The sequence below is a fragment of the Flavobacterium sp. CLA17 genome, from assembly GCF_013112255.2.
Classification (GTDB): Bacteria; Bacteroidota; Bacteroidia; order Flavobacteriales; family Flavobacteriaceae; genus Flavobacterium; species Flavobacterium circumlabens.
This window is the reverse complement of sequence record NZ_CP068294.1, coordinates 3,315,311-3,340,503: the sequence shown is the minus strand read 5'-3', so window position 1 is coordinate 3,340,503 and position 25,193 is coordinate 3,315,311. Positions and strand designations below refer to the sequence as shown.

The window sequence follows — 25,193 nt, the reverse complement described above, 5'->3', positions numbered from 1 at the left end:
ATCCTCAATTTTTATGGACTGAGGATTTTTTTTAATGCTACTTTAAGAAATTATTCTTTTTTATGCTCAAGCTCCACCTTAAATTTACCCAAAAACGGACTGTCAGCCATTAACGAATGTCCAATTACTACAATATAATTTCCTTTTTGCTTTACAGCGATTTTCAAATCCATTCCAAAGGGGCCGTCTGAGGTTTTATCAGGAAAGATAATTTGGTTGAAACGAATGTTTCCCTTGCCTGTAGTCGGAATAATTTTTGCGGCTAATTCACCTGAATCTTCATTTTTAAATTTAACGTACACTCTCGGGTGAATGGAATCTAACAGGCCTTCAGCTGTAAACAAACCTTTTTCATTTTTAAAATTCATGAAGATCGTGTCGCCAGTTTGTTTGTTCTCCTCCTCTTTGTTTTCCTTTTCGTTATTCTTCTCTGTGAGCACAGGCTCTGAAGTTTGAACAGGAGCATTTTTATTTTCTTTTTGCTGACAGCAGAAAAAGAAAATGGATAAGAGAAGGATTGAAATATTTTTCATAATAGTATTTTTTAATAAACATCTCAAATTTACTTCTTTTCTGAGGATGCTATGTTACATAATTTCAATGACTCTGAAACTATCGATTAATGAGTACCCATACAGTGTTTCTGTCTGACATTTTTCCTCTACAAGTGCAGATAAAACCTTTAGAAAATTAAAAATTTTGCCAATTCTTTTTTTCCTGAATACGGAATTGTAAAAAAACACAGTTATAAAAAATACTATTTTCAAAATTGAAACAGTAAAAAAGGAATAGTATATAAATTGTAAAATTGATACTTAATCAATAATTTGTGGAAAAATAAATTTGTATTTTAGATAAAAAAATAAATATTTTTCAACGAAAAGCTAAAATATAATTTATTTAATAATTGATCTATGGCGAAATTAGCACCAGATTTAAATGATAACGGCTGGGATGAAATGTTTTCAAAAGAAGGTGTGCGGGATTCTTATAGTCAGGTTTTTAAAACGCTTCAGGGTTTAAGTCACAAAAATTTAACCAGTAAACAACAGCAGGCTTCTGATTTGTTTATGAATCAGGGGATTACTTTTACCGTTTACAGTGATGATGCCAATGGAATTGAGCGTATTTTTCCGTTTGATATCATTCCGAGAATCATCACGCAAAAAGACTGGCTCGAAGTAGAGTCCGGAATTAAGCAGCGTTTAATGGCCCTGAATTTATTTCTGGAAGACATTTACAACGAACAGCTCATTATCAAAGAAGGCATAATTCCTGCTGGCTTAATTGCTTCTTGTCCTCATTACATACAAGAAGTTCAGGGTATAAAAGTGCCGCATAATATTCATGTTCATATTGCCGGAATCGATTTAATTCGCGGTGCAAAAGGAGAATTTTATGTGCTCGAAGATAATTTGCGATGCCCGAGCGGCGTGAGTTATATGCTGGAAAACAGAGAAATTACCAAACGTATTTTCCCTGATATGCTTTCGTCAAATCATGTGAGTATGGTGAGCAATTATCCTATGATTTTTCATAGTATTCTGGTTTCACTTTCACCCCGCAGTATTCCGAATCCAAATGTAGTTTTGCTGACTCCGGGCGTTTATAATTCCGCTTATTATGAACATACTTATCTGGCACGTCAGATGGGAATTCCTTTAGTGGAAGGCCGGGATTTGGTGGTGAACAACAGTCGCGTTTACATGAAAACCACTTCAGGTTTGCAGCAGGTTGATGTAATTTATCGCCGTTTAGATGATGAATATCTGGATCCGCTGGTTTTTAAACCCGACAGCGCACTTGGTGTTCCGGGATTAATCAGCGCGTACAGACAGGGAAATGTAGCTTTGGTAAATGCGGTAGGAAACGGCGTTGCCGATGATAAAGCGATTTATGCCTATGTGCCGGATATGATTCAATATTATCTGAACGAAGAACCCATTCTGAAAAATGTTCCCACATACCGGATGGAAAATCTGGACGAACGCGAATACGTCTTTGCGAACATGGAAAATATGGTGATTAAAGAAACCAATCAGAGTGGCGGTTACGGAATGATTATGGGCAATAAAGCTACGCAGGAAGAAATGGAGGATGCCAAAATTGCGATTACTAAAACGCCCCGAAATTTTATTGCACAGCCTATTATCCAGTTGAGCACCGTTCCGTGTCTGATTGATGGAAAACTCCAGTTACGTCATGTGGATTTACGGCCGTATGCTCTATGCGGCCCGAAAGGAATTCAGATTGTTCCCGGCGGACTCACCCGCGTTGCTTTGACCGAAGGCTCCCTGGTCGTAAATTCATCACAGGGCGGCGGGAGTAAAGACACCTGGATTATCAAATAAATTTTATTTTCTATAACCTCAAAAAATAGTCAAAAATGGGAGTAAATATGCTAAGCCGGGTGGCAGACGGAATGTTCTGGCTTAACCGGTACATGGAACGTACAGATGGAATGCTGCTGACACTGAATACTTCTTATATCTTATCTTTTGATAAAGAAATAAACGATTCTCAGGGTTACAGACCCCTTTTGGAATATTATACCAATTTATCCCAGGATAAGATTCATGCCATTCAATACGACACGACTTATGTCCTTAAATACATCATTTGTGACAATCAAAATGATAATTCGGTTAAAAATCTGGTCATTAAAGCGCGTGAAAATGCGAGAGGTGCACAGGATAAAATTACCAAGGAATTGTGGGAGCACATTAATTCCATGTATCACTATATGAATGCTCCCGAGCTGCCAAAAAAACTGGAAACCCATGATGCCTTAAATATTATCACGAAACTCAATAAAGATTTACTGCTCTACAACGGGATTCTTCAGGTTACGATGCCAAGAGGTTTAGGCTGGTGTTTTTCAAGTATTGGCAAACATATCGAAAGATGCCTGCAGACCATTTCTATGACGCAGGCTTATTTTTCTCCTATAAATTACAATCTCGAAGGCGAGGAAGATTTAATTTACTGGCGCAGATTATTGTTGTCGCTCTCGGGTTATGAACTTTATTTAAAAAGCTATTCCAACATTTCACATAATCGAAAAGTAGTACATCAGGTTATTTTCAATAAAGACTTTGCTCATTCGGTCATTTATACGCTTGATTTAATCAATACGTATTTAGACAGTTTGTTTAAAGACAATGATTTGAGCGAAGCCCGAACTTTGCTGAACCAGTTTGGGCGTCTGAAAAGTTATGTGGCTTTTACTGATTATCAGCATTTGACCAATCAGGAATTAGAAGATGTGCTGAAAAATACCAAAATGCAGCTTATTCAGTTCTCAACAGATTTCTCGAAATTATTCTTTTCTTACACCTAAAAATATGGCCATTTTCAAAATAGTGCACCTCACAAAATACCAATACAATTATCCGATAAAAGAAAGTATAAACGAAATTAGGCTTTTTCCCCATCATTTTGAAAATCAGGAAGTACTGCAATACCAAATTTTAATTACACATAATCCTGATGTTGATATTTCGGAAGATTATTACGGCAATCGTGTTGGGAATTTCAATGTTTTGGAGGCTCATTCTGAAATGACAATTGAATCCCGAATGTTGGTACGTGTCAATCATTCGCTTAAAATTCCGGACATTGATCCCACTTCCGTGGATGATATTGAGGAAGAAAAGCAAAAAAGTATTTTATTATTACGGCTTTGTTACAGAGACGATATTCAGAAACAAAATGAAATTGCTGAGATTCTGAAGACCATTAAAATTGAGAATAAATCCATTATCGAAATTGCACAGCAATGCAATACCTATGTCTTTGAGAATTTCACTTACACCAAAGGAATCACCAATATAGAGACTACCGTCGATGAAATTCTGACCCTTAAAAAAGGCGTATGTCAGGATTTTGCGCACATCTTATTGCAGCTTTTGCGTACTGCAGGAATTCCGTCCCGATATGTAAGCGGTTATATCTGCCCTAACGAAAGTGGTCTTCGGGGTGAAGGTGCCACTCATGCCTGGGTCGAAATTTATACGCCAAAACAAGGCTGGTTAGGTTTGGATCCCACCAACAATATCTGGACAATGGACAATCATGTCCGGCTGTCTGTGGGTCGAAATTTTACGGATTGTACTCCCATAAAAGGAACTTTTAAAGGGCTGGCAAGACAAACACTTTCTGTTTGTGTTTCGATTGGTTATGAAGACGGGCGCCAGTTTGAAGAAATAAATGATGTCAAACTTCAGGAAGTTTCATTGCGCGTTAAAGAACAATTAGCCTATATGGATCATTTGCAGCAACAGCAACAGCAATAACAATGGAAATGGCAATAACAATGGCAATAACAATGAAAGACGAAAAAATGTAAATTTTGAACCGTTTGCAGTCATTCCGTCCTTTAATGGCTGTATGAAATAAAAAAGACAGTTTTAAATTACATGTTGATTCATTTCATAGATTTGTACTATGTACCAATATACTTTCCTATCATGCCTATAATTGAACAATCAGAATATAATCCCCCTTCTATTATTCATCGCAACAGGCACGTTTCTACCATTTATGCTGCTTTGTTTAAAAGGTTTGACGCTCCGGGATATACAAGAGAAAAACAGGAGTTGAAAGACGGAGATTTTATCAACATCGATTTTATTATAAAGGACCCTAAAAAAGCCGTTATTTTATGTCATGGTTTAGAAGGGGATTCCCGCAGAACGTACAACAATAGCTGTGCGGTTTATTTTCAGGAGAAAGATTTCTCGGTTTTCGCATGGAACAATCGTACCTGTGGAGGAGAAATGAACCGTCTGCCCAGACTGTATCATCACGGTGCAGTTGATGATCTGGACGAGGTCGTTCAGTTTGTTTTGCAAAAAGGCTTCGAAGAAGTGTACCTGATCGGATATTCAATGGGAGGGGTGCAGCTTTTGAATTATTTTGGCTGGACAAAAATGGATGCGCGCATCAAGGCAGGAGTATGCATTTCGGTGCCGACCCATATCGCAACAAGTGCTGAAGTACTCAAACAGGGTTTTAACAAAGTCTATTTAAAGAATTTTACAATTGATATTAAGAGAAAGCTGAAACACAAAGCAGCACAGTTTCCTGATTTTATAAACAGCGATCAAATTGACAGCATTTCTTCTTTTGATGAAGTAGACCATTATTTTACAGCACCGCTGCATGGCTTCGCCAGCCGGGATGATTATTATCAGCGTGTTTCCCCGGAATTTTCCCTTAAAAATATTACCACTCCGGTCTTAATTATTAATTCTCTGGATGATCCTTTTTTAGGCGAAAGGTGTTACCCAAGGGCTATAGCGCAGGACAGCGCGTATGTATATCTGGAAACTCCAAAGTACGGAGGACACTGCGCTTTTCCCTTGCGGAATTCCGTGCATTCCTATGCAGAGAAAAGAGCCTATGCGTTTTTTGAATCCTTCCAGCCTATAGCGATTTTTAAGGCCTGAGGTTTACTGTTTTAATCAAGGATCCTTTTCCGGTCTTCGGTTGAAAGTAAAGCACAACTTTCTTGTTTACCGAAAAACCTATACCTATTTATTGCGATAAAATGATACGCTGTATCTCTAATTTTTTTTGGTATTATTTTAAAAAGAATCACGATTTTCCATGGAAATCCTAAATCATAAAAAATAGATATAATTGCGGATGAATGACTTTTGACAGTTTTATTTTTCAGGTAATAAATACTGGTCATATTGTTACTGTTTACAATAACATTATATTCTTTAAGCATTGTTTTTGCTTTTTCAGACTGTAAGGAAATAAAGTGCATCCTGGCACTTTTATCCTGTTTTAAAAGAAAAAGAACAAAGCTGTTGCACATCGCGCAAATACCATCATAAAAAATAAGACTGTCTTTCATAATACGATGTAATTATGTAATAAACCATGCAGCAATATAACTCCGGGATAAGCCAGTGGAAAGGTATATAAAAAATCATTTAAGCCCATTAAAACTGCTGTTGCGAAATGAAAAGAGAAAATGGCTCCTAACGCTATAAGAATAACATATGGATTGGGTATAAGAAAAGCTACAGGCACAGCCAGCATTACAAGTATGGCAGAATGCGACATTAGTCTTTCAATTTTCGGACAAGCTTTAATATGTTTTGCTATTTTAGGGATACCATACGAGTAGGTACCAAAAATAAGATGCAAAACATCTCCTTTTCTCCAGTAAGGAGAACTTAGTTTTGCGATACCAGAAGTAGCATAACCCAGGATTATCTGAGCTCCTAAAAAACATAATGCTATTATTTTTTCGAAATTTGTATCTAATAAAAAACACAAACTAAACGCCAGTAAAGCTAACATTCTCAATTGATCTGCACCATCTTTACCGGCGGTTCTGTTTTTATACGAATATAACGTGAGCACAGTAAGTATTAAAAAGGAAATTTTAAACAGTAAATCTATTTTATAAAAAAAGGAAACACCACTACTCACTACAGCAATAATTTGAAAGGCATGGATTTCTAACCACTTACTTTTGTTTAAGGCCAGTGAATTTATTTTTGGATAAACAAAATTGAAATAATGATTTGGGATAACACTTAATTCTAATACTGACATTAAGGTAGAGAACAAAAGGGTGTACAAACTAATAGCATACCCTATATTTATTAGGTTTGAATATTCCATAATTAGATGTTTTGAAAGTTTGAACAAAATACTAAGCTTTTAATTTTTAAATCCTTACAGCCTTCAGAAGTAACGATAGCGAACTTTACTGCTTCAGCTTCAATATTCCTGTCTTTTAAGAATCTGTAAATAGATAAAATGATATTCATATGATGGGCTGACGATTTTAGCAGATCTTTATCTTTTAGTACGTGTTGTTCCTGAATCAGATACTGGCAAATGTCAATCATGCCTTTATTATAGTATTTAAAAGGATTCCATAGAATTCTTTTGAGGCCAAATTCTTTATACATATCAAGTTCTTCCCAGTTTGAATCCGAACCTTCATTTAATTTATAAACCAATCTAAAATCATTTGCATAAGGTTTTGGTGCAAAAAAAGAATAATTGGGTAATAAGTTAAATTTGTCGTATTTGTTTAAATACTTCTGAAAATATTTGATCTGATATAAAGTACTTGCCACCATAAAAATGGCAAGTACTATTATTACAAAGAGTAACATAACTAGGAGTTCTTATTTCTCAGGTTAATTAACTCATTCAATGTAGCTTTAGAATCTACATTGGCTAAATAGGTTGGAGCTTCGTCTTTTGCAACTGCAATAGCCGCAACCGCAATAGGACAAACAGCCGTAACAGCATTTGCAATACTGGTAACACTTGGGTTTGAAACCACATTTGTAACAGCAGTAACGGCATCAGATACAGCGTTTACAATACTACTGATAAATGATAAATTTTCGGATCCGTTTTCTTCAAGGTGCGCAATTAACAAATCTAATGCAGCAAGTTCTTTTTTGGATAATTTTGACATAATTTCAAGTTTTTAGTATAGTTCCTACTCTTTTTTAGGGTTTTTCGGATTTCTTCCCTGTTCTTTGGTTGGTTACCTATTGTTTAAAATAGATGCTGACTGTAACTTTTCTGATATCATGTAAACACATGCTGGTTTTTTACTGTCGTAATTATTTTATCAATAAGAGGAGAAATAAATGATGCTAGCTTTTCATTTGTTTTCTGAAATAAAATTAGCTGACAGAATGTTCCTGTAGGGAAGAAATGACATAAGCAGTAGAATTCATGTTATAAAAGAAGAAAAATGCTACATAAAAATATAATGATTTGATTTATAGTGTATTGAAATGTTTACTACCAGTAATATTGTATTTTTAAAATAAGTCTGTTTATTTGCCCGATGACAAGAGAGGAGACTTGTAAAAGTTCCATCCAATCCGCCCACAAAAGAGTTGAAGTAATATTCCTGCCTGGTTTCTGGGACTTATAGTGTTCTTTGGAATTCATCCTAAACTGGAGCTTCTATCCTTATTAGAGCTGCTTATTCCACTTCTTTTTGGTTTTATTTTTGCTTTTTTAAATGATTTTACTGTTCATAAAATCCAACTGAGGCCAACACATTTAAAAAAAAGTAACACTTTTAGAGTGTTACTTTTTTCTGTGTTTTCTGACTCTTAAAACATGACATCGATTCCTTTTTCCTTTTAGTACCACATTTTTATTGTTATGAAAAAATAAGTGAAGTAGAAGGAAACTTTAATATAAAAAAATGTAAACCTAAAGAAACCTTTTTTTATTTTATGTGTTATAATGTTTACTGTATAAAATTTACTATTTGTAAATAAATGGAAGACTTATGTTTCATCTGGAACTTTATTTTTTTCTTAAAAATAATTTATTTCGATTAGCTGAAATAAAACAAAATTATCAATAATGTAGTTTTTAAAGGTACTCAACGCCCTTTTTAGTAAAATTATACAATTACTTTTTACAAATTCTTAACAAAGGCAGTGCAATAATTTTCATTTCTTTAACAATTCGATAATTTTAATTTTTTCACTATTTGTAAAATTCATAGTTAATTTGCTTTAATAAATTTAATATTTGTAAACAAACTAACCATGAAAACAATTTACAAGGCAATTTTTATTTTTTCTGCCCTATTTTTTGTGCAAAACATGACGGCACAAAAAGCAACTATCAGCGGAATTGTTACTGACGCACAATCTCCACTGCCGGGAGCGACAATTATACTATCAAACAATCAAAAAGCGACTACTGGTTTCAGCGGCGATTTTACCATACAGGATGTAAGATCGGGAAGTTTCGAATTGCAGATCTCCTATATCGGATACGAAATAAAAACGATCACAGTTGAAGTAAAAGACAATCAACAACTAAATTTGGGGATCATTCGATTACAAACCAATTCAAAAGAACTGAATGAAGTGGTTGTAAGCGGCATGAGCCAGAGAAACAGTGAAGCAAGAGCACTGAACATGCAAAAGAAATCCATGAGCATAGTTAACGTAATTGCTGCCGATGGTATTGGTAAATTACCGGATCGTAATGCGGCAGAAACCGTTCAGCGTATGCCGGGAGTTTCTATTGAACGCGATCAGGGAGAAGGACGTTTTGTTTCGGTACGAGGATTACCGCCTTTCTGGTCATCCACTACAATCAACGGAAACAGAATTCCAACAGCTGAAGAAGAAACCACTTCAAGAGCCACAGCATTTGACTTTTTTCCATCAGATCTTATCGCTTATGTAGAAGCTACAAAAGCCATTACCCCGGACATGGACGGGGATGCCATTGGCGGAAGTGTCAATTTTACGACTCAGACCGCTCCAACAAAAAGAACCATTAAAGCAACTGCTTTTAGCGGTTACAATCAAAAATCGGATAAAGGAATCTACAGCGGATCCCTTACGATTGGTGACAAAAGTAAAAACGGAAAGTTCGGGTACATCATTAATGGGACTTATTGGGACAGAAACTGGGCAACCGATAATTACGAAGCCAGAAGACAAGGTGATCAGGGCGTTTACAGATTAGAATTGCGGGATTACACCGGAGTTCGAAAAACAACTGGTATAAATGCTGCCATGGAATTTAATCCTTCCTCAAGAGATAAAATTTTCCTGAAAGCCACTTATGGCGGACTTACCGATGAAGAAACACACTACAAACACCGCATCAGGTTTGATAAATTCAGCAGCGCTACAAATGCTTTAACAGTGGAGCAGCAAGACATTCACAACCAATTAATGACTCAGTTTATTGGTATTGATTTAGGCGGTAAACATCAATTAGGAAATGGGACTTTAGACTGGAGGCTGGCTTCTTATCGAAATCAGTTTAAGTACGGAAATATTCCAAATGCAGCAGACAACAGTTATTTCTTAATTCAGTTCAACCAGACCGGTGTTGGCGTTAAACCGGGATATTTAAATACGGTTCCATTGGCAAATGGCGGAGCAGGAGGACCAAGAGCCTATTGGGCTGCTGATGGGGGACTGCTGGATCCTAATCACCCAAAATCGATATTTGATTTCTTTTCAGATCCAAATTTTAAAACAGACCCGACAAAAATGAAATTTTCTACGCTGGAATTGTATAAAATCAGCATTGTAGAAAGAGATAATATTATTGCAGTTGTAAACTACGAGCACAATTTTAATGAAAATCTTAAAATGAAATTTGGTGCGAAATTAACAGACAAAGACCGTATTGCGACTTTTAGAGATGAATATTACAGCTGGGCTGGATCTCCAACACCATTTTTATCCAATTATACTACTGATTTAATCAGTCAGCCGGGCGGAACAGATTATATGAGAAGAGAAACAGGAACTTCAATTGGAAATAGTTTTGGTCCTGTATTATCTACTAACGGAATGACAAATTTGTTTAATTCTTCAAAAGGGAATCTGGTTTTAAACCCTGCCGATTCTCAAATTCCTGAATTAGGAAAAGGTTTGGGAAGAAACTTTAATGTAGGTGAAACAACGTCTTCTGTTTATGCAATGGCAACGTATTTAGCCTCTGATCAATGGACCATTTTAGGAGGAGTCAGAGTGACCAATACTATTACTCAGGTTACGGGTAAAACAGTTGAGAATAATGTTGTCGTAGATGCTGAAAATACGAAAAGCTACACATCAGTATTGCCAATGCTGCACATAAAATATTCTCCGGTTGATAATTTAAACATTCGTTTTGCGACTACAAGAACTTTTGCAAGACCCAACTTTGGAGATATTTCTCCAGCCGGATCATTAAATACAATCGACGGAGAATACGCAGGAGGAAACCCAAATCTGAATCCGACCTATTCCTGGAACTTTGATTTATTAGGAGAATATTTCCTGGATGAAGTAGGGGTGATTAATGCAGGAGTTTTCTATAAATCAATTACAGATCCTATTTTTGATGATACCTATCAAGGCACAATTAACGGGATTTCAGATATCGAAATCAGTTCGCCTGCCAATGGTGGCGATGCATGGATTGGCGGAATAGAATTCGGAATCACCAAAAGATTCAGCTTCCTGCCTGGATTCCTGAAATATTTTGGAACTCAGATCAATGCAACACTTATGAATTCTGAAATGACTTTGGGACAAAATGCCAATAATACGAACGGAAGAAAAGTGTCAACCCCTTATCAGGCAAAAGAATTATACAACTTGCAATTGTTTTATGAAACAGGTAAACTTAATGTGAGAGCCGCTTTTAATCATAAAGGGGCCTATGCTACAAGTTTTGATGCCAATGCAAAAAATACGGACATGAACGATATTTATTACGGCAAATACAACTCACTTGATTTTTCAGCTTCTTATAAAGTAGGAGAGCATTTTACAATCTTCAGTGATGTAAACAACGTCCTGAACGAGCCTTTAATGTATCATTTTGGAGAAACTCCAAACCGACCAAAACAGGTAGAATATTATGGAGTGAAGTTTAACCTTGGTCTGAAATATAATCTATAGACAACTATAAGTTAACCTGTTGGATGTTTGTCTGTTCTATTTTTGCAATTTATTTTTTTTAAACTGACTGCATCTAACGGGTTTTATACCCAGTCCAACTTTACACCGCAATAATCATTCTAATTTCGAGTACTAATGTCTATAAAAGCATCTAATTTCAGATTTATTTTAAAAACCTCAATAGCGGCATTTGGCACTTATTTTTGCATGTATGCTTTTAGAAAACCTTTTACGGTTGCTACATTCGATCATATGTCATTCTGGGGAATTGATTATAAAATCCTATTGATTCTGGCACAGGTTTTAGGATATACACTTTCTAAGTTTTTAGGGATCAAAATTATATCTGAATTAAAATCGTCTAGGCGAACTTTGTATTTAATAAGTTTTATAGCCATTTCAGAACTGGCCTTATTAGGTTTTGCCTTAGTGCCGGCGCCCTACAATATAGTGTTCTTATTCATAAACGGATTGCCTTTGGGAATGATCTGGGGAATTGTGTTTTCGTATATCGAAGGAAGAAAAACAACCGAATTATTGGGCGTTATTTTATGTTCGAGTTTTATCGTTTCTTCAGGAGCGGCAAAATCGGTTGGTGTATTTGTCCTGAAAGTTTTGGGCTGTACGGAGTATTGGATGCCTTTTGTTTCGGGTTTAATTTTTATAATTCCGTTAATCGTATTTTCATTGTTTCTGGAGAAAATTCCAAACCCGGACAGCGAAGATTTGGCTTTACGATCCAAACGAAAGCCGCTTGGCAAAAAAGAGCGTTCTTCCTTGTTCAGACAGTTTGCTTTTCCGCTTACGGCAATTATTGTATTCTATGCCATGCTAACGGCCATGCGGGAATTCAGGGATAATTTTGCCAGGGAATTATGGGATACTTTAGGTTATAAAGAGAGTATTTCGATTTATATGTATTCAGAAATTCCGATTGCAATTTCGGTTTTGATCATTTTAGGTTTTTTGGGAAGCATGAAAAACAACTACAAAGCCTTTAAAAATTATCATTTGGTATTATTCATAGGTTCAGTACTGGTTGGTGTAACTACTTTCTTGTTTCAAAAGCATGTATTGTCCCCACTTCCGTGGATGATGATCTCGGGATTTGGTATGTACATTTGTTACATTCCGTTTAACGGTTTGTTTTTTGACCGAATGATCGCCACTTATAAAATAGACGGAAATACAGGATTTTTAATCTACATCGCCGATGCTTTTGGTTATTTGGGAAGTGTTTTGGTGCTGTTTTTTAAAAATTTCGGAGACAAGGATATTTCCCTGTTAAGCTTTTTTACTACCTGTATTTATATTTTATCCTTTGTAGGGATCATTACCACTATAATGTCGTTTCATTACTTTAAACGCAAATTCAAAAAAACAATAAAAATCAGTACAACTCCTTTATATACCTGAACAAAGAAAAAGTTATAAAAGATAAAAACAATTTACACATGAAAGATAAATATGATTTAATCATAGTTGGATCAGGAGTTTTGGGCACATTTCACGCCTATCATGCGCTGTTAAAAGGAATGTCTGTTGCCATTCTGGAAAAAAACAGCAAACCGGAAGGAGCAACCGTTAGAAATTTCGGTCAGGTTGTACCGTCAGGAATGGACAGGAAATGGCAAAATTTCGGAAAAGACAGCCTTACCATTTATAAAGATATTCAGTCGAAGTTTGATATTAACCTTCGCCAAAACGGAACGGTATATTTAGCGTCGAACGAAGAAGAAATGCAATTGATAGAGGAATTGCATCAGATTAATATTTCAAACGATTATGAATCTAATTTATTAACGAAAGAACAATGTCTGTCTAAATACGCGGGTTTACGCGCTGATTATTGTACGGGAGGATTATTTTTCCCGCAGGAAGTAACGGTAGAACCTGCAACAATGATTCATAAACTGCATCACTATATGACTGCCAATCTGGGTCTGGATTTATTTATGAATACATTGGTTGTTCGTACCGAAGACAGATTTACGGAAGTCATAGCAACAACTTCAACAGGACAGGAATACAAGGCTTCGAAAATTATTATCTGTAACGGAAGTGATTTCAAGGTTTTATATCCGGAGATTTACAACAACAGCGATTTGATTGTTTCTAAGCTTCAGATGTTGCAAACCAAGCCGCAGCCTAATTATAAACTGGATGGTTCTATTCTAACCGGATTAACGATCAGAAGATACGAATCATTTGAAGAATGCAAATCATATCAATCGATTAAAGCAAAAGAAAATCCGGAGAGTTTCGAGAAAAAATATGGCATTCATATCTTATTTAAACAGGCACTGGACGGTTCCGTAATTTTAGGAGATTCCCATGAATATGGCTCTGCAAAAGAAATAGATTCATTAGGATTTGATCTGAATATGGACATTGACAATTTCATGATCGAAGAAGCCAAAAAAATTATGGATCTGCCTACTTACGAAATCCAAAGCAGATGGTTCGGTATGTATTCACAATGCAAAACCAAAGATATTTTTGAGCATACAGTTGATGAAAATATTCACATTATAACCGGAATTGGAGGTAAAGGAATGACAGGAAGTGCAGGATTTGCGAAACATAATATTGATAAAATTTTTAATGCTTAAGCGATTGAAAAATATAGCCACAGATTTAAGGATTAGAAAGATTTTAAAAATTAAAAATTAAAAATTAATAAATCTGCTTAATCTGCCGAATCTGCGTGAAAAATTATTTAACGTATAGTACTGATTTTATTCGAATAAATACTCTCAAACATGAAATTAGCATGTTTATAAAAAATATACACGAAATGAAAATTAATGAAATGGAGATGGTCGTTTTTGATATGGCCGGAACAACAATCAATGAACAGAATATAGTTTACAAAACTTTGCACAAGGCAATTAATCATTTTGGAATTGAAGTTTCTCTGGAAACCGTACTTTCCCTGGGAGCCGGCAAAGAAAAGTATCAGGCAATAAAAGATATCTTAAATGAGCTGAATAGTAATGACGTTGAAAAAGCATATCAAATATTTGAATATTTCAAAGAAATACTGGATCAGGAATATTTGACGGCAAGGGTTTTACCAATTGAAGGTGTAGAAGAAGTGCTGGAAAATCTTAAAAAGGACGGTGTAAAAGTGGTCTTAAATACAGGATACAGCAGTCATGTTGCCAATACGTTATTAGAGAAATTAAACTGGAAAAAAGACACCCATTACGATGCTTTAATTACGGCTGATGATGTAGATCTGGGCCGCCCTTTTCCTGACATGATACACAAAGCCATGCAATTATTTCAAATTAAGGACGCCACAAAAGTTTTAAAAGCAGGTGATTCCGCTATAGATATTGAAGAAGGTAAAAATGCCAGATGCGGCATTACCATTGGTGTTTTGTCAGGAGCCCAAACCAGGGTCCAGCTGGAAAAAGCAAAACCGGATTACATCTTAGATTCTCTGGCTTCCTTATACAGCGTTGAAAATCTTGCCACAGATCAGAAATAAAAAAGTTTGCCGCGAATTCCACGAATTTTCGCGAATTTCTTTAAGGGAATCAATAGAAAAATAATTTGTAAAAATTCGTGGAATTCGTGCCGAAAAATTTAAAACATTAAAATAATAAAAAATTAGCTAAAATAAATCCCTGCAGGAAATAATTTCACAAGTAAACTAATAGTAACCCATAAATTCAATTCAATGAAAAAGATTTTTAGATTAAGTTACGTTACCATTCTGACAAGTATTTTTTTAGTTACTTCTTGTACTAAAGATCCGCTGACAGACGAAGATGCAGTAAGTACTGCCAAAGCTGCTTCTGTAACCGGTAAATCGGCACTGGCAAATTCGGGTACCAAAAAATTACTGATTATAGGCATCGACGGCTGCCGTGGCGATGTTTTGATGGGTGCCAATACTCCGAATGTTCATGGTCTGCTTCCTAATGCTGTTTACAGTTTAGATGCCTTAACCGAAGCTCCAACCTGGAGCGGCAATGGCTGGTCGACTATGCTAACGGGAGTTACACATTTAAAACACGGAGTAACAGACAATTCATTTTCAAGTCCGAATTTCGGAACGTATCCCAGTTTTTTAAAGCGTCTTGAGACCTATAATACCGCTTTAAAAACAATGTCGATCGTGCACTGGGCGCCCATTAACACCTATATTGTAGATGGAATCGATGTGGAAAAGACATTGACAACAGACGCAGCAGTTAAAAATGAAGTAGTTGCGGCACTAACAAACGATAATCCGGATGCTTTATTCCTGCATTTTGATGATGTAGATCACGCCGGGCACAGTTACGGATTTTCGATCAATGTGCCGCAATATAAGTCTGCTGTTGAAACTACAGATGGTTATATAGGAGAGATTTTGACAGCACTAAAAAACAGGCCTGATTATGCCAGTGAAGACTGGCTGGTTATCGTTGCACCGGATCATGGCGGTACAGTTGGCGGCTCTCACGGCGGATCATCTTATGAAGAAAGAAATATTTTTACTATTTATAATAATAAGAATTTTACTTCGGCTAAAATTGAAAAACCAGTGGATCCGACCACAACCATTACAGGTAAATTTGCCAATTTTAATTCGAACAGCATTTATGCTTCAACGACCAATGCGCTTTATAATTTTGGAACTTCAAGTTTTACGGTGGAGTGCAGGGTAAAAACTTCAGGTTATTCGAGCGATCCATCCTTAGTTTCGAATAAAAACTGGGTGAGTGGTAAAAATCGTGGTTTTGTGATTTGCGCGAATACCGGAGGAAAATGGAAAGTAAATATCGGAGATACTCAAAATCGTGTCGATATTTCGGGAGGTACCATCAATGACGGAAAATGGCATCACTTAACATTAGTAGTTGACCGTACAGCTAAATTGGTAAAAACGTACCAGGACGGGGCTTTTGTGGGACAAGCCGCTATTGTTAGCAGTTTTGGAAGCTTAACTTCCGGATTGCCATTTGCTGTTGGACAAGACGGAACTTTGACTTATGGTGCAAATGTAAACGGAAATATTGCTGAAGTTCGCGTTTGGAATAAAGCCTTATCAGAAGCTTCGATTCTTAATTATACTTGTTCAGCTGTTACAGCTTCGCATCCGGATTACTCCAGTCTAATTGGGTATTGGAAAGGCGATAACGGATCAGGCAGCAGCTTTACAGATTCGAGTTCAAAACAAGTTACGCTCGCTTTCCCGAACACGCCAGCGTGGACAACAAGTACAGCGACCTTAAAATGCGGAACGGCTACCGGAGTTGTTCCAAAAATGGTAGATATTGCCTATTCCTCTCTGCAATGGTTTGGTGTACCCATTAATTCAGGCTGGTCATTGGACGGACGTTCCTGGCTTCCGGCAGGGAATTAAAATATTTAGAATGTGTTTATTGTTTTTTTTGAAAGGTTATCTTCATTTTGGAGATAACCTTTTTTTAATGCGGCTTATTTAAGAGTATACCTATTTAACCGCAAAGAACGCAAGTTTTTTTTTTTACTGTGTTTAAATAATCTCGCAAAGGCGCAAGGGTGCAAAGGTTATAGTATTGATGACTTTGCTTCTGTATCTTAGGGAAGTTAATTCTAAAATAAGAACATAAAGCTTAAAAACTTTGCGGCTTCGCGACTTTGCGGGATTAAAACACTACAACTTATAAATTAACTTTGCAAACATAGGAGTATGCCTATTTAACCGCAAAGAACACAAGTTTTTTTTTACTGTGTTGAAATAATCCCGCAAAGGCGCAAGGGTGCAAAGTTTATAGTATTGATGACTTTGCTTCTGCATCTTAGGGAAGTTAATTCTAAAATAAGAACATAAAGCTTAAAAAACTTTGCGGCTTCGGGACTTTGCGGGATTAAAACAGTACAACTTATAAATTAACTTTGCAAACATAGGAGTATGCCTATTTAACCGCAAAGAACGCAAGTTTTTTTTTTACTGTGTTGAAATAATCCCGCAAAGGCGCAAGGGTGCAAAGTTTATAGTATTGATGACTTGCTTCTGCATCTTAGGGAAGTTAATCCTAAAATAAGAACATAAAGCTTAAAAAACTTTGCGGCTTCGCGACTTTGCGGGATTAAAACAGTACAACTTATAAATTAACTTTGCAAACATAGGAGAACGCAATGAAATAAAACGCAAAGTTCGCAAAGCTTTGTTTATAAACTTTGCGAACTTTGCGCAGATCTTAGTGCTCTTAGCGGTTAATTATTATACGGTTATAAATGTTAGCTGTTACTTTCAGAATAGAAGTAGAGTACCAGCATAACACAATTTTCCTTAGTTCTGTTTTCAGGTACGTGGGGAAGTCTTCCATTGAAACATAGCGAATCGCCTTCATTTACAACTACTTCAACATCATCAATAATGTAGGTTACGCTTCCTTTTATAATATATTTGAATTCCCAGGCATCAGTGATTACTTTATCACGCTTACTGTCAGGTTCCACTTCAAGAATTACGGCTTCAAAACCGATAGAATTGATACTTTTACTGAAGATATGGTAGTAATTAAAACCTTTCGTTTCAGACCTGTCTTCTTTTTCTATCTTTTGGTAATCTTCTTTTTTGATATGAATAAACTTGGCATTTTTTATGTTTTTGACTCCTTCAAAAAAATAGGTTATATCAGTTTCCAAAGAATGAATAAGTTCAATCAGAACAGGGAGGGACGGAATGGTTCTGCCATTTTCAATTCTTGAAATCAGACCGTTGCTGACCCCGGCTCTATTGGCTACCTCGTGTATCGTTAAGGCATTTTTCTTTCTAATTTCTTTTAATCTTTTTCCGATACCAATTAAAAAATCTTCCATAAGGTTACATTCACTTTAAAGGGTAAATATAATACTATTAACTTCTATGCCCCTATTGATAAACCAATTAAAAATGAAGACAGGGATAAAAAAATGGATAAGCAAACAAGAATAGAAGTGAGCCTGCTTCTTGTTTGCCTATCCAAAATAAAAAGACAGTTTAGAGCGTACTAATCTTTACCGAACTGGCTTTATCATTAAAATTGCCCAGACAGCCATTATTTCCTGTTATTACAACAGATTCTCCTCCAAAATTATCATTCTGATACATGGTGATTTTGTATCCGTTTTCTAAGCGAACAGAAGACAGATCATCATTTACAATACCATACGATTTTAGCTGAGCCAAGGTGTAATTACCGGCAGGCAAAGCAATGGCATAACCGGTATAGTTACAATTTTGGTAAACGGTTACGATTCCTCCGGCATTGGCATTATATTTATTATCAGTATAAGTACGGGAAAAATTGCCTACACCATCAAAATAATTATCGGCTAACTTGGCAGGATCGGTTGCAAATTCTCCGCCTTGTACGATCGCATCATTTCCATCATTCCATGCCCATGGAGCGTTGGCACCACCGGTTTTAAAATCATTTCCTGTAAATCCTCCTCCCGGACTGGAGAACAATTGAGTGTTGAATCGTTGGTCCCATAATCCTCCGGTTTCAAAAATATCGACCAATTTGTACTCCACATAGTTGTCATAATTATCAGCGGGTACTTGTGCCACTCCGCTTGCAGAAGGGTAGTAGATAATTCCGTCTCCGTCTATATCGTGCTGCGGCCAGGCTTTAAGACTGTGTCCCTTTGCGTCTTGAGCTGTAACAGGATGTAATTCTCCGTTGTAATCTCTCATTTGTAATGTTCCGTCAATACTTTCCAGTCCGCTTACAAAAGAACTTCCGGAGGGTGTATAAGAAAAAAAGTCGGAATGACTTACTGTAACGGCTCCTTTTAAGGCACCATAAGCAGATCCGTTTTTTTCTACAATCATTAATACACCTTCTAAATCATTTTCATGTTGGTCTAGTTGGTATAAAAGGGCGTTATCTGTCCAGTCTCTTGGAGAGAAAAAAGCATACGTAATAAACCAGTGTGTATTGGATTCTACTACCGAATAGTAACAATGTGCTGCTAAAGAGTTGGCATAAGCAGGAAGATTGTTCCAGTTGTTTTCGCCATTCCAGTCATTGTCATAGTTAATAGCCGTAATGTAATCCGATTTTCCACCTTCGGCATAAGTTCCTGTCGCATCAACGTCTCTGTAATGAATAGGAGCCCATCTTCTCGCCAAACCAGAAGTTGCCGCCGCACTCATTTTTTTGAAATTTTGTTCTTTTTTTACCGTCGCAGTAGCTTCTGCTTCCTCCATTGTCGTATCCTGACAGGAGAATGCAATTGTAGCCAGCAGCATAAGAAAGACTTTGCCTAATACCTTTTTTCGATTCTGTTTTTTCATAATTCCAGTTTTAATTGTTAATAACCTATTTAAATTCATTGATTTTGATACCTTATCTGACAGCAATACCCCACTGAGAAAAAATAATCAGTGGCAGTAGAAACTTCATTCCTTAAAATTTTGACGACAGCCTACTTTGTTTTTTGAATTATAATTCTTACTCCTTGTAAGTACCTTAAAAGAGAAATCGTACTATCCGGGTGGTATTATAATACCGTTAACAAAAAGTTAACAGGATAAGGATGATATGTGGTTTGCGGAGTCGATAAAAACAGAGAAGCAGAGCAGGCCCATAATGCAATTATAATCGTAGGTCCGGATTAGTTACAGCCCTTCTGATATGCAGTTCAGGATATGTTACCTGTAAATTAAATTATAGTTAAGGGGCTGTTTGTATTGTATTTTGAGATAATTTAATCCTCAAATTTACCAGTGTATTAATTAAAGCATAAACCAATTTATTACTCATAATAGGATCTATTAAACGTGCAAAACCACCTTATACCTTCAGAAATTTCCTGGCTTTCCTTCAATAACTGTATTTTGGATGAAGCAGATGACTTGAATAATTCGTTATACGAAAGAATTAAGTTTTTAGCGATTCACTCTTCTAATTTAGATGAATTTTTCAGGGTTAAAATCAGAAAGCTGCTGATTAAAAATTCAAAAAAAAATAAAGACGTACTGGATAAAATTCTAACAGAAGTAAATCTCCAGCAAAATAGATTCGGAAAAATCTGGAATCGTTCAATAGTAACGGAGCTGGCCGCTAATAATATTGTGTATTATGAAAATCAGGAGCTTTTAAAAGAGCATTTGTACGAGATTGAATATTATTTTAAAAGTATAATTTTGTCCTATATTCAGGTGATTTATATTTCTGTAAACCAGCCTAGAACTTATTTCTTAAATAATCGGAGTTTATACTTTTTGGTAAAGCTAAAAGATACTTCAGGCAACTATAACTATGCCTACGTGAATATTCCTTCGGATAAACTGGATCGGTATAAACAATTACAGCATCAGGGAGATACGCATTATATTATTTCTATTGATACCATAATAAAGAATTGTTTATCCTTTATATTTCCTGCCGGAAAAGTGGTTTCCTGTAATGCCATAAAGCTGAACAGGGATGAAAATTATCTGATAGAAGATGAAAACTCAGGAGATTTAATAGCAAAAATTGAAGCAAAAATAGAAGAACGAAAACGAGGTTCGTCGACAAGATTTCTGTATGATTCTGCTATGGACGCCGACACAATTTCGATTTGTAAAAAGGCTTTTCGACTTAAAAAAGAGGAAATGATAAAAGGCGGCAGCCATCATAATTTTTATGATTTATTCAAGTTTCCAAATCCTGTAAAACCAAATCTTCAGGGAGCAAATTATCCGGGTATCAAACATCTGCCTTTTGAAAGCAGCAAGTCCATCTTTGAAATCATTGACAAGCAAAATCAATTGCTTCACTTTCCGTATCAATCGTATTATTATGTACTTCAGTTTTTTAATCAGGCAGCAATTAACAGAAATGTTCTCGAGATAAAAATTACTTTATATCGCATTTCATCGCAATCGTTAATTGCAAATGCTTTGATAAGTGCTGCAAAAAATGGCAAAAAAGTAACTGTTTTTGTAGAGGTTAAAGCACGTTTTGATGAATACAATAATTTATTCTGGTCCCGGGAAATGAAAAATGCCGGTATCAAAATCATTCAGAGCATGCCGAATTTAAAGGTTCATGCTAAAGTTGCCATGGTGACAATGAAAGACAAATACGGAAATAAAAAACACTATAATTATATATCAACGGGAAACTTTAATGAAAGTACAGCAAATATTTATGCTGATTTTGGATTTTTTACTTCAGAAAAAAAATATACCGATGATTTAAAGAAAGTCTTTACCTTTCTGAAAACCAGAAAAAAAGCCGGAGCACCGAAACATATTCTGGCGGCTGGCTTTAACATGAAAGATAAATTAATGGAATTAATCGATCATGAAATAGAAAATAAAAAAGACGGTAAAGAAGCTGCCGTATTTTTAAAAGTAAACGGAGTTGATGAGAAAGATATCATCGATAAACTTATCGAAGCAAGCAGGGCAGGTGTTGACGTGACATTGATAGTACGCGGAATCTGCACCTTGTTGCCCGGAATTAAAGAGGTAAGCGAGAATATAAAAATCTACAGGATTGTAGATATGTTTTTAGAGCATTCGAGAATATACAAATTTGCTAATAATGGTCAGGAAAAAATCTACTTGTCATCTGCAGATATGTTAAGCCGAAATTTAAACAGAAGAATAGAAGTTGCTTTTCCGTTGTATGACGAAAAACACATTGCAGAAGTCAATGCCATTATTCAGATACAACTGGAAGACAATACCAAAAGGAGAATCATAAACAGCGAAGGAAATAATGAATTGGATGTGCCAGGTCTAAATGAACCAAGACGTGCGCAGACCGAAATTTACAACTGGATCGCTGCAGCCAATCAGGTATCTTAAAGTAAGCTTTACAAAAAAGGCTGCATACAATTTCTCAATAAAGCTATCCAAAAAACCTTAACCTGGTGTAGATTCCGGAAAATCGTAAAACCAACGGGCCGGATAGTCCTAACCATTACATCAGCCGGGAGTTCTTTATTTTCAGAAAACCTGAACGCTTCGGCTCTTGCGTCAAGATTAGGATTTTCTTTGAATTTGAAATTCGCCTACTTTACCAATAGCTGGTTTAATAAGTAAATCCATGAGGATTACTGTAGGCTTTTATTTACTTTTATAAGTGCCCTTTAAATTTATTTTATTCGAAAAGCGCTTCTGCACCTTCCTGCTGCCGTATTTTAAAAGCTTAACATTGGGAAGGTTAATTTAATATTATATTTGTTTACAATTTAATAACATTAAATTAACCTTTTAGTTAAATAACTACTGAGTTTGAGTTTAAAACATAATTTTAATAAATACTAATGAGCAAAAACAACACTGAGGATAGAATTGATCAACTTGATAATAATGCAAGTAACCCTGTAGCGGAAATCGTAGCTGAAACTGTTACCGCCACAGAAAACCTTTCATCTGAAGTTAAAGCAACCAAAATACAACCTGCTCCGGTAGAAGACTTAAAAAGCAATAAAGAAAACCCATTACAAGAAATTTCTGAAGAGGGAAAATCAGAAAAGAATAAACTTAAAATTAAAAAGATGAAAGAAAAAGAAAAAGAGAAAAAGCAGTCTGGAAAGAAAAAAGAGAAAGCTAAAAAGAATAAGAAAGATAAAAAAGCGAAATTAAAAGCCAGGGCAAAAAAGAAAGATAGAGCTCAAAAAGCGAAAACTAAAGCCAAAGCAAAGAAAATCGCCAAAAAGAAAGCCAAAAAGAAAGCAAAAAAATCTAAGTCAAAAAAAGGTAAGAAATAATACCAGGCCCTTGCAAATGCAAGGGCTTTTTGCTGTTGTGCCAAATCTGTTTTATAAAGCTATCCGTTTTAGCTATTAATTTTTTGTAAGTAACAAAACTAAAAACAGCGGTGTTTTTTATTAAATTGTAAATAAAAAACAACATTATCGACTTAATGCTGCCTGCACTTGCCTGCACTTGAAGTCGTATGTTAAGTTTGTAGCAGCAAGGATTATTGGATTTGATATTTACCTATTTTTGTTTCGAAAATTATAATTTGTAAACTACAATACTCAAATAAAATGGAAATCTTAAGTTTTTTGAAGCCTAAAAAAAAGAAGCAGTTTGTTTCTGAAAAGGATTTTATAACAAATCAGGATAAACAATTTCGGTTTTCAATAGAATCACTTGTAAGCCTGCGTGATTCTTTAGTTGAAGAAGAAGATGAATTAAAAATTGATTACTTTTTTTATACGGACACTTTGGAAAAATCTCAAAAACTGGAAAAAGAAATTCAAAAATTGGATTATATCGTCAATCACGGGACTGCTTCCCATGATAAAAGTCTTTTTGTAATTTCAGGCAGAACGACAGAAATTAAAATGATGCATGAAACTTTAAGGGAATGGATTGTAACAATGTGTGACTTGGGGTATAAGTATGATTGCAGCTTTGATACCTGGAGAATTGTTGCAGAAGCGAAATAAACCGGGGAGTTTTTTTCTTAAAAAACGCGATCGATAAGAAACTGTCCTTTTATTTTTTACCGGGGTATTGTTATAAAATATTTATAGCGAAAAATTACAAATCAGGAGTTGTTTAATGTACAACTGAAATGAAGTTTGAAAATTTAGCCTGAAGATTTAAAACACACTTTAAACAATGTAATTTAAAGAGATAGTCAATGAAAACAATCCAATTCAGAACAGATGATCTTACCCGGTATACGGTAAATATTTCTCAAATTACCTGTATGTTTCCGTACGAGGAATCTCTGGGAACCTGGATTTACCTCAGCTGTGGAACCAGGCTTAAAACAATGCTTTCCCTTGATGTTATCCTGGAGATGATTGAGCAGGTGAAAGAAAAATAAGCATTCTGACATTATTGGTACACCCTATAAATAAAAACCCGTTGCAATGTTTTATTGCAACGGGTTTAATTTTATAATTATTTTTAAAGTAATAAGATACCTTATTGTTTTATAACGATTCTATTGAGCATCCCAGGATGCACTAGGATAATAAATAGAACTGGTTACCGGAGCTTTCCAGTACTCCTGACTACCGCCACGGAAGGTGTGGAGGCTTACTGCATTAACATTTCGCTTAGAATCGTTAGTCACCCAACGAATTGTTTGATTCAATATCTCTGTACCATTTACATAATATTTGACGTATCCGTTAGTATTTGATCCAGTATTTAACTTAACAGATATCTGACAGTTATAGGTCACACCTTCTTGTATGTAGTACTTTTTTCCAAAATCATTACCATATTGTCCGGGCTGATCTTTATAATAGACGTAGGGTTGGAGGTAAGCCCCGCTTCCTTTGGCACTGTTTGATCCGTTCGGACAATACCACATAAATCGGGCACTACCGCCATTACCATCCCAGCCTGGATCGCCACCGGTATTCTGATCACCAATGAGTATACCGTATCCGCATTTACCGCCTCTGCTCCAATAAAAACCGGAATTAAATTTCATCGTGAACCAAACGGTGTAAACGCCCGCTGACCAAACCCCATACGAGGTACACAAACCACCGGGACACGTTAGTGTATTGGGTTGCAATGTGATCGTTCTGGCTCCGGCACTACCAGCGGCTAACGCGGCATTAGCTGAGACGGCGTCCTTGTCAGCGATTTCCGGTGCGTTTTTGTTAGCGCTTTGTAACGCTTCTTTATTAGTACTTTGTGGTACATCTAAATCTTGTTCCTTTTCACAGGAAGTAAACACTACTGCTGTAATAAATAGTAAACTTGTTAATTTTAGGAATTTTTTCATTTTTAAAATTTTTAAGGTTAGTAATAATAAATGGTTAGTAAATAGATAGTGATTACTAATTATTTGATAATGAATGTAA

General features: G+C 35.8%; 22 protein-coding genes. 14 read left to right on the top strand and 8 right to left on the bottom strand.

What is annotated here, in order from left to right; translation table 11 throughout:
- Nucleotides 1–50: 50 nt before the first annotated feature.
- Complete coding sequence (locus tag HAV12_RS13675; RefSeq protein ID WP_171570146.1) at nt 51–533, bottom strand: hypothetical protein; 483 nt, start codon at nt 531–533, stop codon at nt 51–53.
- A 381-nt stretch (nt 534–914) separates the two neighbouring features.
- On the opposite strand from HAV12_RS13675, the gene HAV12_RS13670 reads away from it, so the two are divergent.
- The 4 genes from HAV12_RS13670 (at nt 915) to HAV12_RS13655 (ending at nt 5,450) form a co-directional block, all read left to right on the top strand.
- Complete coding sequence (locus HAV12_RS13670) at nt 915–2,351, top strand: circularly permuted type 2 ATP-grasp protein (RefSeq protein WP_132034292.1); 1,437 nt, start codon at nt 915–917, stop codon at nt 2,349–2,351.
- A gap of 35 nt (nt 2,352–2,386) precedes the next feature.
- Entirely contained in the window at nt 2,387–3,340 is a 954-nt protein-coding gene (locus HAV12_RS13665; RefSeq protein WP_132034294.1) for an alpha-E domain-containing protein, read from the top strand.
- 4 nt (nt 3,341–3,344) lie between these two features.
- Nucleotides 3,345–4,295 carry a transglutaminase family protein gene (locus tag HAV12_RS13660; RefSeq protein ID WP_171570145.1) on the top strand — a complete coding sequence of 317 codons (951 nt, stop codon included), beginning with the start codon at nt 3,345–3,347 and terminating at the stop codon, nt 4,293–4,295.
- Between the two features lie 174 nt (nt 4,296–4,469).
- On the top strand, nt 4,470–5,450 hold the full coding sequence (locus HAV12_RS13655) for a YheT family hydrolase (protein ID WP_171570144.1): 981 nt from the start codon (nt 4,470–4,472) through the stop codon (nt 5,448–5,450).
- 11 nt (nt 5,451–5,461) lie between these two features.
- Here the strand turns inward: HAV12_RS13655 and HAV12_RS23095 are convergent, their stop codons facing one another.
- The 4 genes from HAV12_RS23095 to HAV12_RS13635 are packed head-to-tail and all read right to left on the bottom strand — an operon-like array spanning nt 5,462 to nt 7,459.
- Nucleotides 5,462–5,827: a thiol-disulfide oxidoreductase DCC family protein gene (locus HAV12_RS23095; protein WP_370528498.1), complete on the bottom strand. Its 366-nt coding sequence runs from the start codon at nt 5,825–5,827 to the stop codon at nt 5,462–5,464.
- Nucleotides 5,828–5,862: 35 nt separating this feature from the next.
- The gene (locus HAV12_RS13645) at nt 5,863–6,645 is read right to left on the bottom strand and encodes a hypothetical protein (RefSeq protein ID WP_171570142.1); all 783 of its coding nucleotides are present in this window, start codon (nt 6,643–6,645) and stop codon (nt 5,863–5,865) included.
- Between the two features lie 2 nt (nt 6,646–6,647).
- Entirely contained in the window at nt 6,648–7,148 is a 501-nt protein-coding gene (locus tag HAV12_RS13640) for a hypothetical protein (RefSeq protein ID WP_171570141.1), read from the bottom strand.
- A 2-nt stretch (nt 7,149–7,150) separates the two neighbouring features.
- A complete protein-coding gene (locus tag HAV12_RS13635) occupies nt 7,151–7,459 on the bottom strand; it encodes a hypothetical protein (protein ID WP_171570140.1) in 309 nt (102 codons plus the stop codon).
- 470 nt (nt 7,460–7,929) lie between these two features.
- On the opposite strand from HAV12_RS13635, the gene HAV12_RS23090 reads away from it, so the two are divergent.
- The 6 genes from HAV12_RS23090 to HAV12_RS13610 all read left to right on the top strand — a co-directional run bounded on the left by HAV12_RS23090 (nt 7,930) and on the right by HAV12_RS13610 (nt 16,800).
- On the top strand, nt 7,930–8,118 hold the full coding sequence (locus tag HAV12_RS23090; protein ID WP_370528451.1) for a hypothetical protein: 189 nt from the start codon (nt 7,930–7,932) through the stop codon (nt 8,116–8,118).
- Between the two features lie 443 nt (nt 8,119–8,561).
- Nucleotides 8,562–11,438, top strand: a complete 2,877-nt coding sequence (locus HAV12_RS13630; protein WP_171570139.1) for a TonB-dependent receptor — start codon at nt 8,562–8,564, stop codon at nt 11,436–11,438.
- Nucleotides 11,439–11,573: 135 nt separating this feature from the next.
- The gene (locus HAV12_RS13625) at nt 11,574–12,854 is read left to right on the top strand and encodes a DUF5690 family protein (RefSeq protein ID WP_171570138.1); all 1,281 of its coding nucleotides are present in this window, start codon (nt 11,574–11,576) and stop codon (nt 12,852–12,854) included.
- A 38-nt stretch (nt 12,855–12,892) separates the two neighbouring features.
- A complete protein-coding gene (locus tag HAV12_RS13620) occupies nt 12,893–14,050 on the top strand; it encodes a TIGR03364 family FAD-dependent oxidoreductase (protein WP_171570137.1) in 1,158 nt (385 codons plus the stop codon).
- A 185-nt stretch (nt 14,051–14,235) separates the two neighbouring features.
- Nucleotides 14,236–14,934 (top strand): phosphonatase-like hydrolase, encoded by a 699-nt coding sequence (locus HAV12_RS13615; RefSeq protein ID WP_171570136.1) that lies wholly within the window; start codon nt 14,236–14,238, stop codon nt 14,932–14,934.
- A gap of 192 nt (nt 14,935–15,126) precedes the next feature.
- Nucleotides 15,127–16,800, top strand: a complete 1,674-nt coding sequence (locus HAV12_RS13610; RefSeq protein ID WP_171570135.1) for a DUF4983 domain-containing protein — start codon at nt 15,127–15,129, stop codon at nt 16,798–16,800.
- 860 nt (nt 16,801–17,660) lie between these two features.
- Here HAV12_RS13610 and HAV12_RS13605 read toward each other — a convergent pair.
- Together HAV12_RS13605 and HAV12_RS13600 are read right to left on the bottom strand one after the other, a co-directional pair.
- Nucleotides 17,661–18,245 (bottom strand): helix-turn-helix domain-containing protein, encoded by a 585-nt coding sequence (locus tag HAV12_RS13605; protein WP_171570134.1) that lies wholly within the window; start codon nt 18,243–18,245, stop codon nt 17,661–17,663.
- A gap of 160 nt (nt 18,246–18,405) precedes the next feature.
- Entirely contained in the window at nt 18,406–19,707 is a 1,302-nt protein-coding gene (locus HAV12_RS13600) for a hypothetical protein (RefSeq protein WP_171570133.1), read from the bottom strand.
- A 543-nt stretch (nt 19,708–20,250) separates the two neighbouring features.
- Here HAV12_RS13600 and ppk1 point away from each other — a divergent pair.
- The 4 genes from ppk1 to HAV12_RS13580 all read left to right on the top strand — a co-directional run bounded on the left by ppk1 (nt 20,251) and on the right by HAV12_RS13580 (nt 24,196).
- Nucleotides 20,251–22,215: a polyphosphate kinase 1 gene (ppk1, locus tag HAV12_RS13595; protein WP_240345162.1), complete on the top strand. Its 1,965-nt coding sequence runs from the start codon at nt 20,251–20,253 to the stop codon at nt 22,213–22,215.
- Between the two features lie 461 nt (nt 22,216–22,676).
- Nucleotides 22,677–23,123, top strand: a complete 447-nt coding sequence (locus HAV12_RS13590; RefSeq protein ID WP_171570131.1) for a hypothetical protein — start codon at nt 22,677–22,679, stop codon at nt 23,121–23,123.
- A 282-nt stretch (nt 23,124–23,405) separates the two neighbouring features.
- Nucleotides 23,406–23,810: a ribonuclease E inhibitor RraB gene (locus tag HAV12_RS13585; RefSeq protein ID WP_171570130.1), complete on the top strand. Its 405-nt coding sequence runs from the start codon at nt 23,406–23,408 to the stop codon at nt 23,808–23,810.
- Between the two features lie 197 nt (nt 23,811–24,007).
- On the top strand, nt 24,008–24,196 hold the full coding sequence (locus tag HAV12_RS13580; protein WP_132034321.1) for a hypothetical protein: 189 nt from the start codon (nt 24,008–24,010) through the stop codon (nt 24,194–24,196).
- Between the two features lie 120 nt (nt 24,197–24,316).
- On the opposite strand, the gene HAV12_RS13575 is transcribed toward HAV12_RS13580, so the two are convergent.
- A complete protein-coding gene (locus tag HAV12_RS13575; protein ID WP_171570129.1) occupies nt 24,317–25,114 on the bottom strand; it encodes a polysaccharide lyase in 798 nt (265 codons plus the stop codon).
- Nucleotides 25,115–25,193 lie beyond the last annotated feature (79 nt).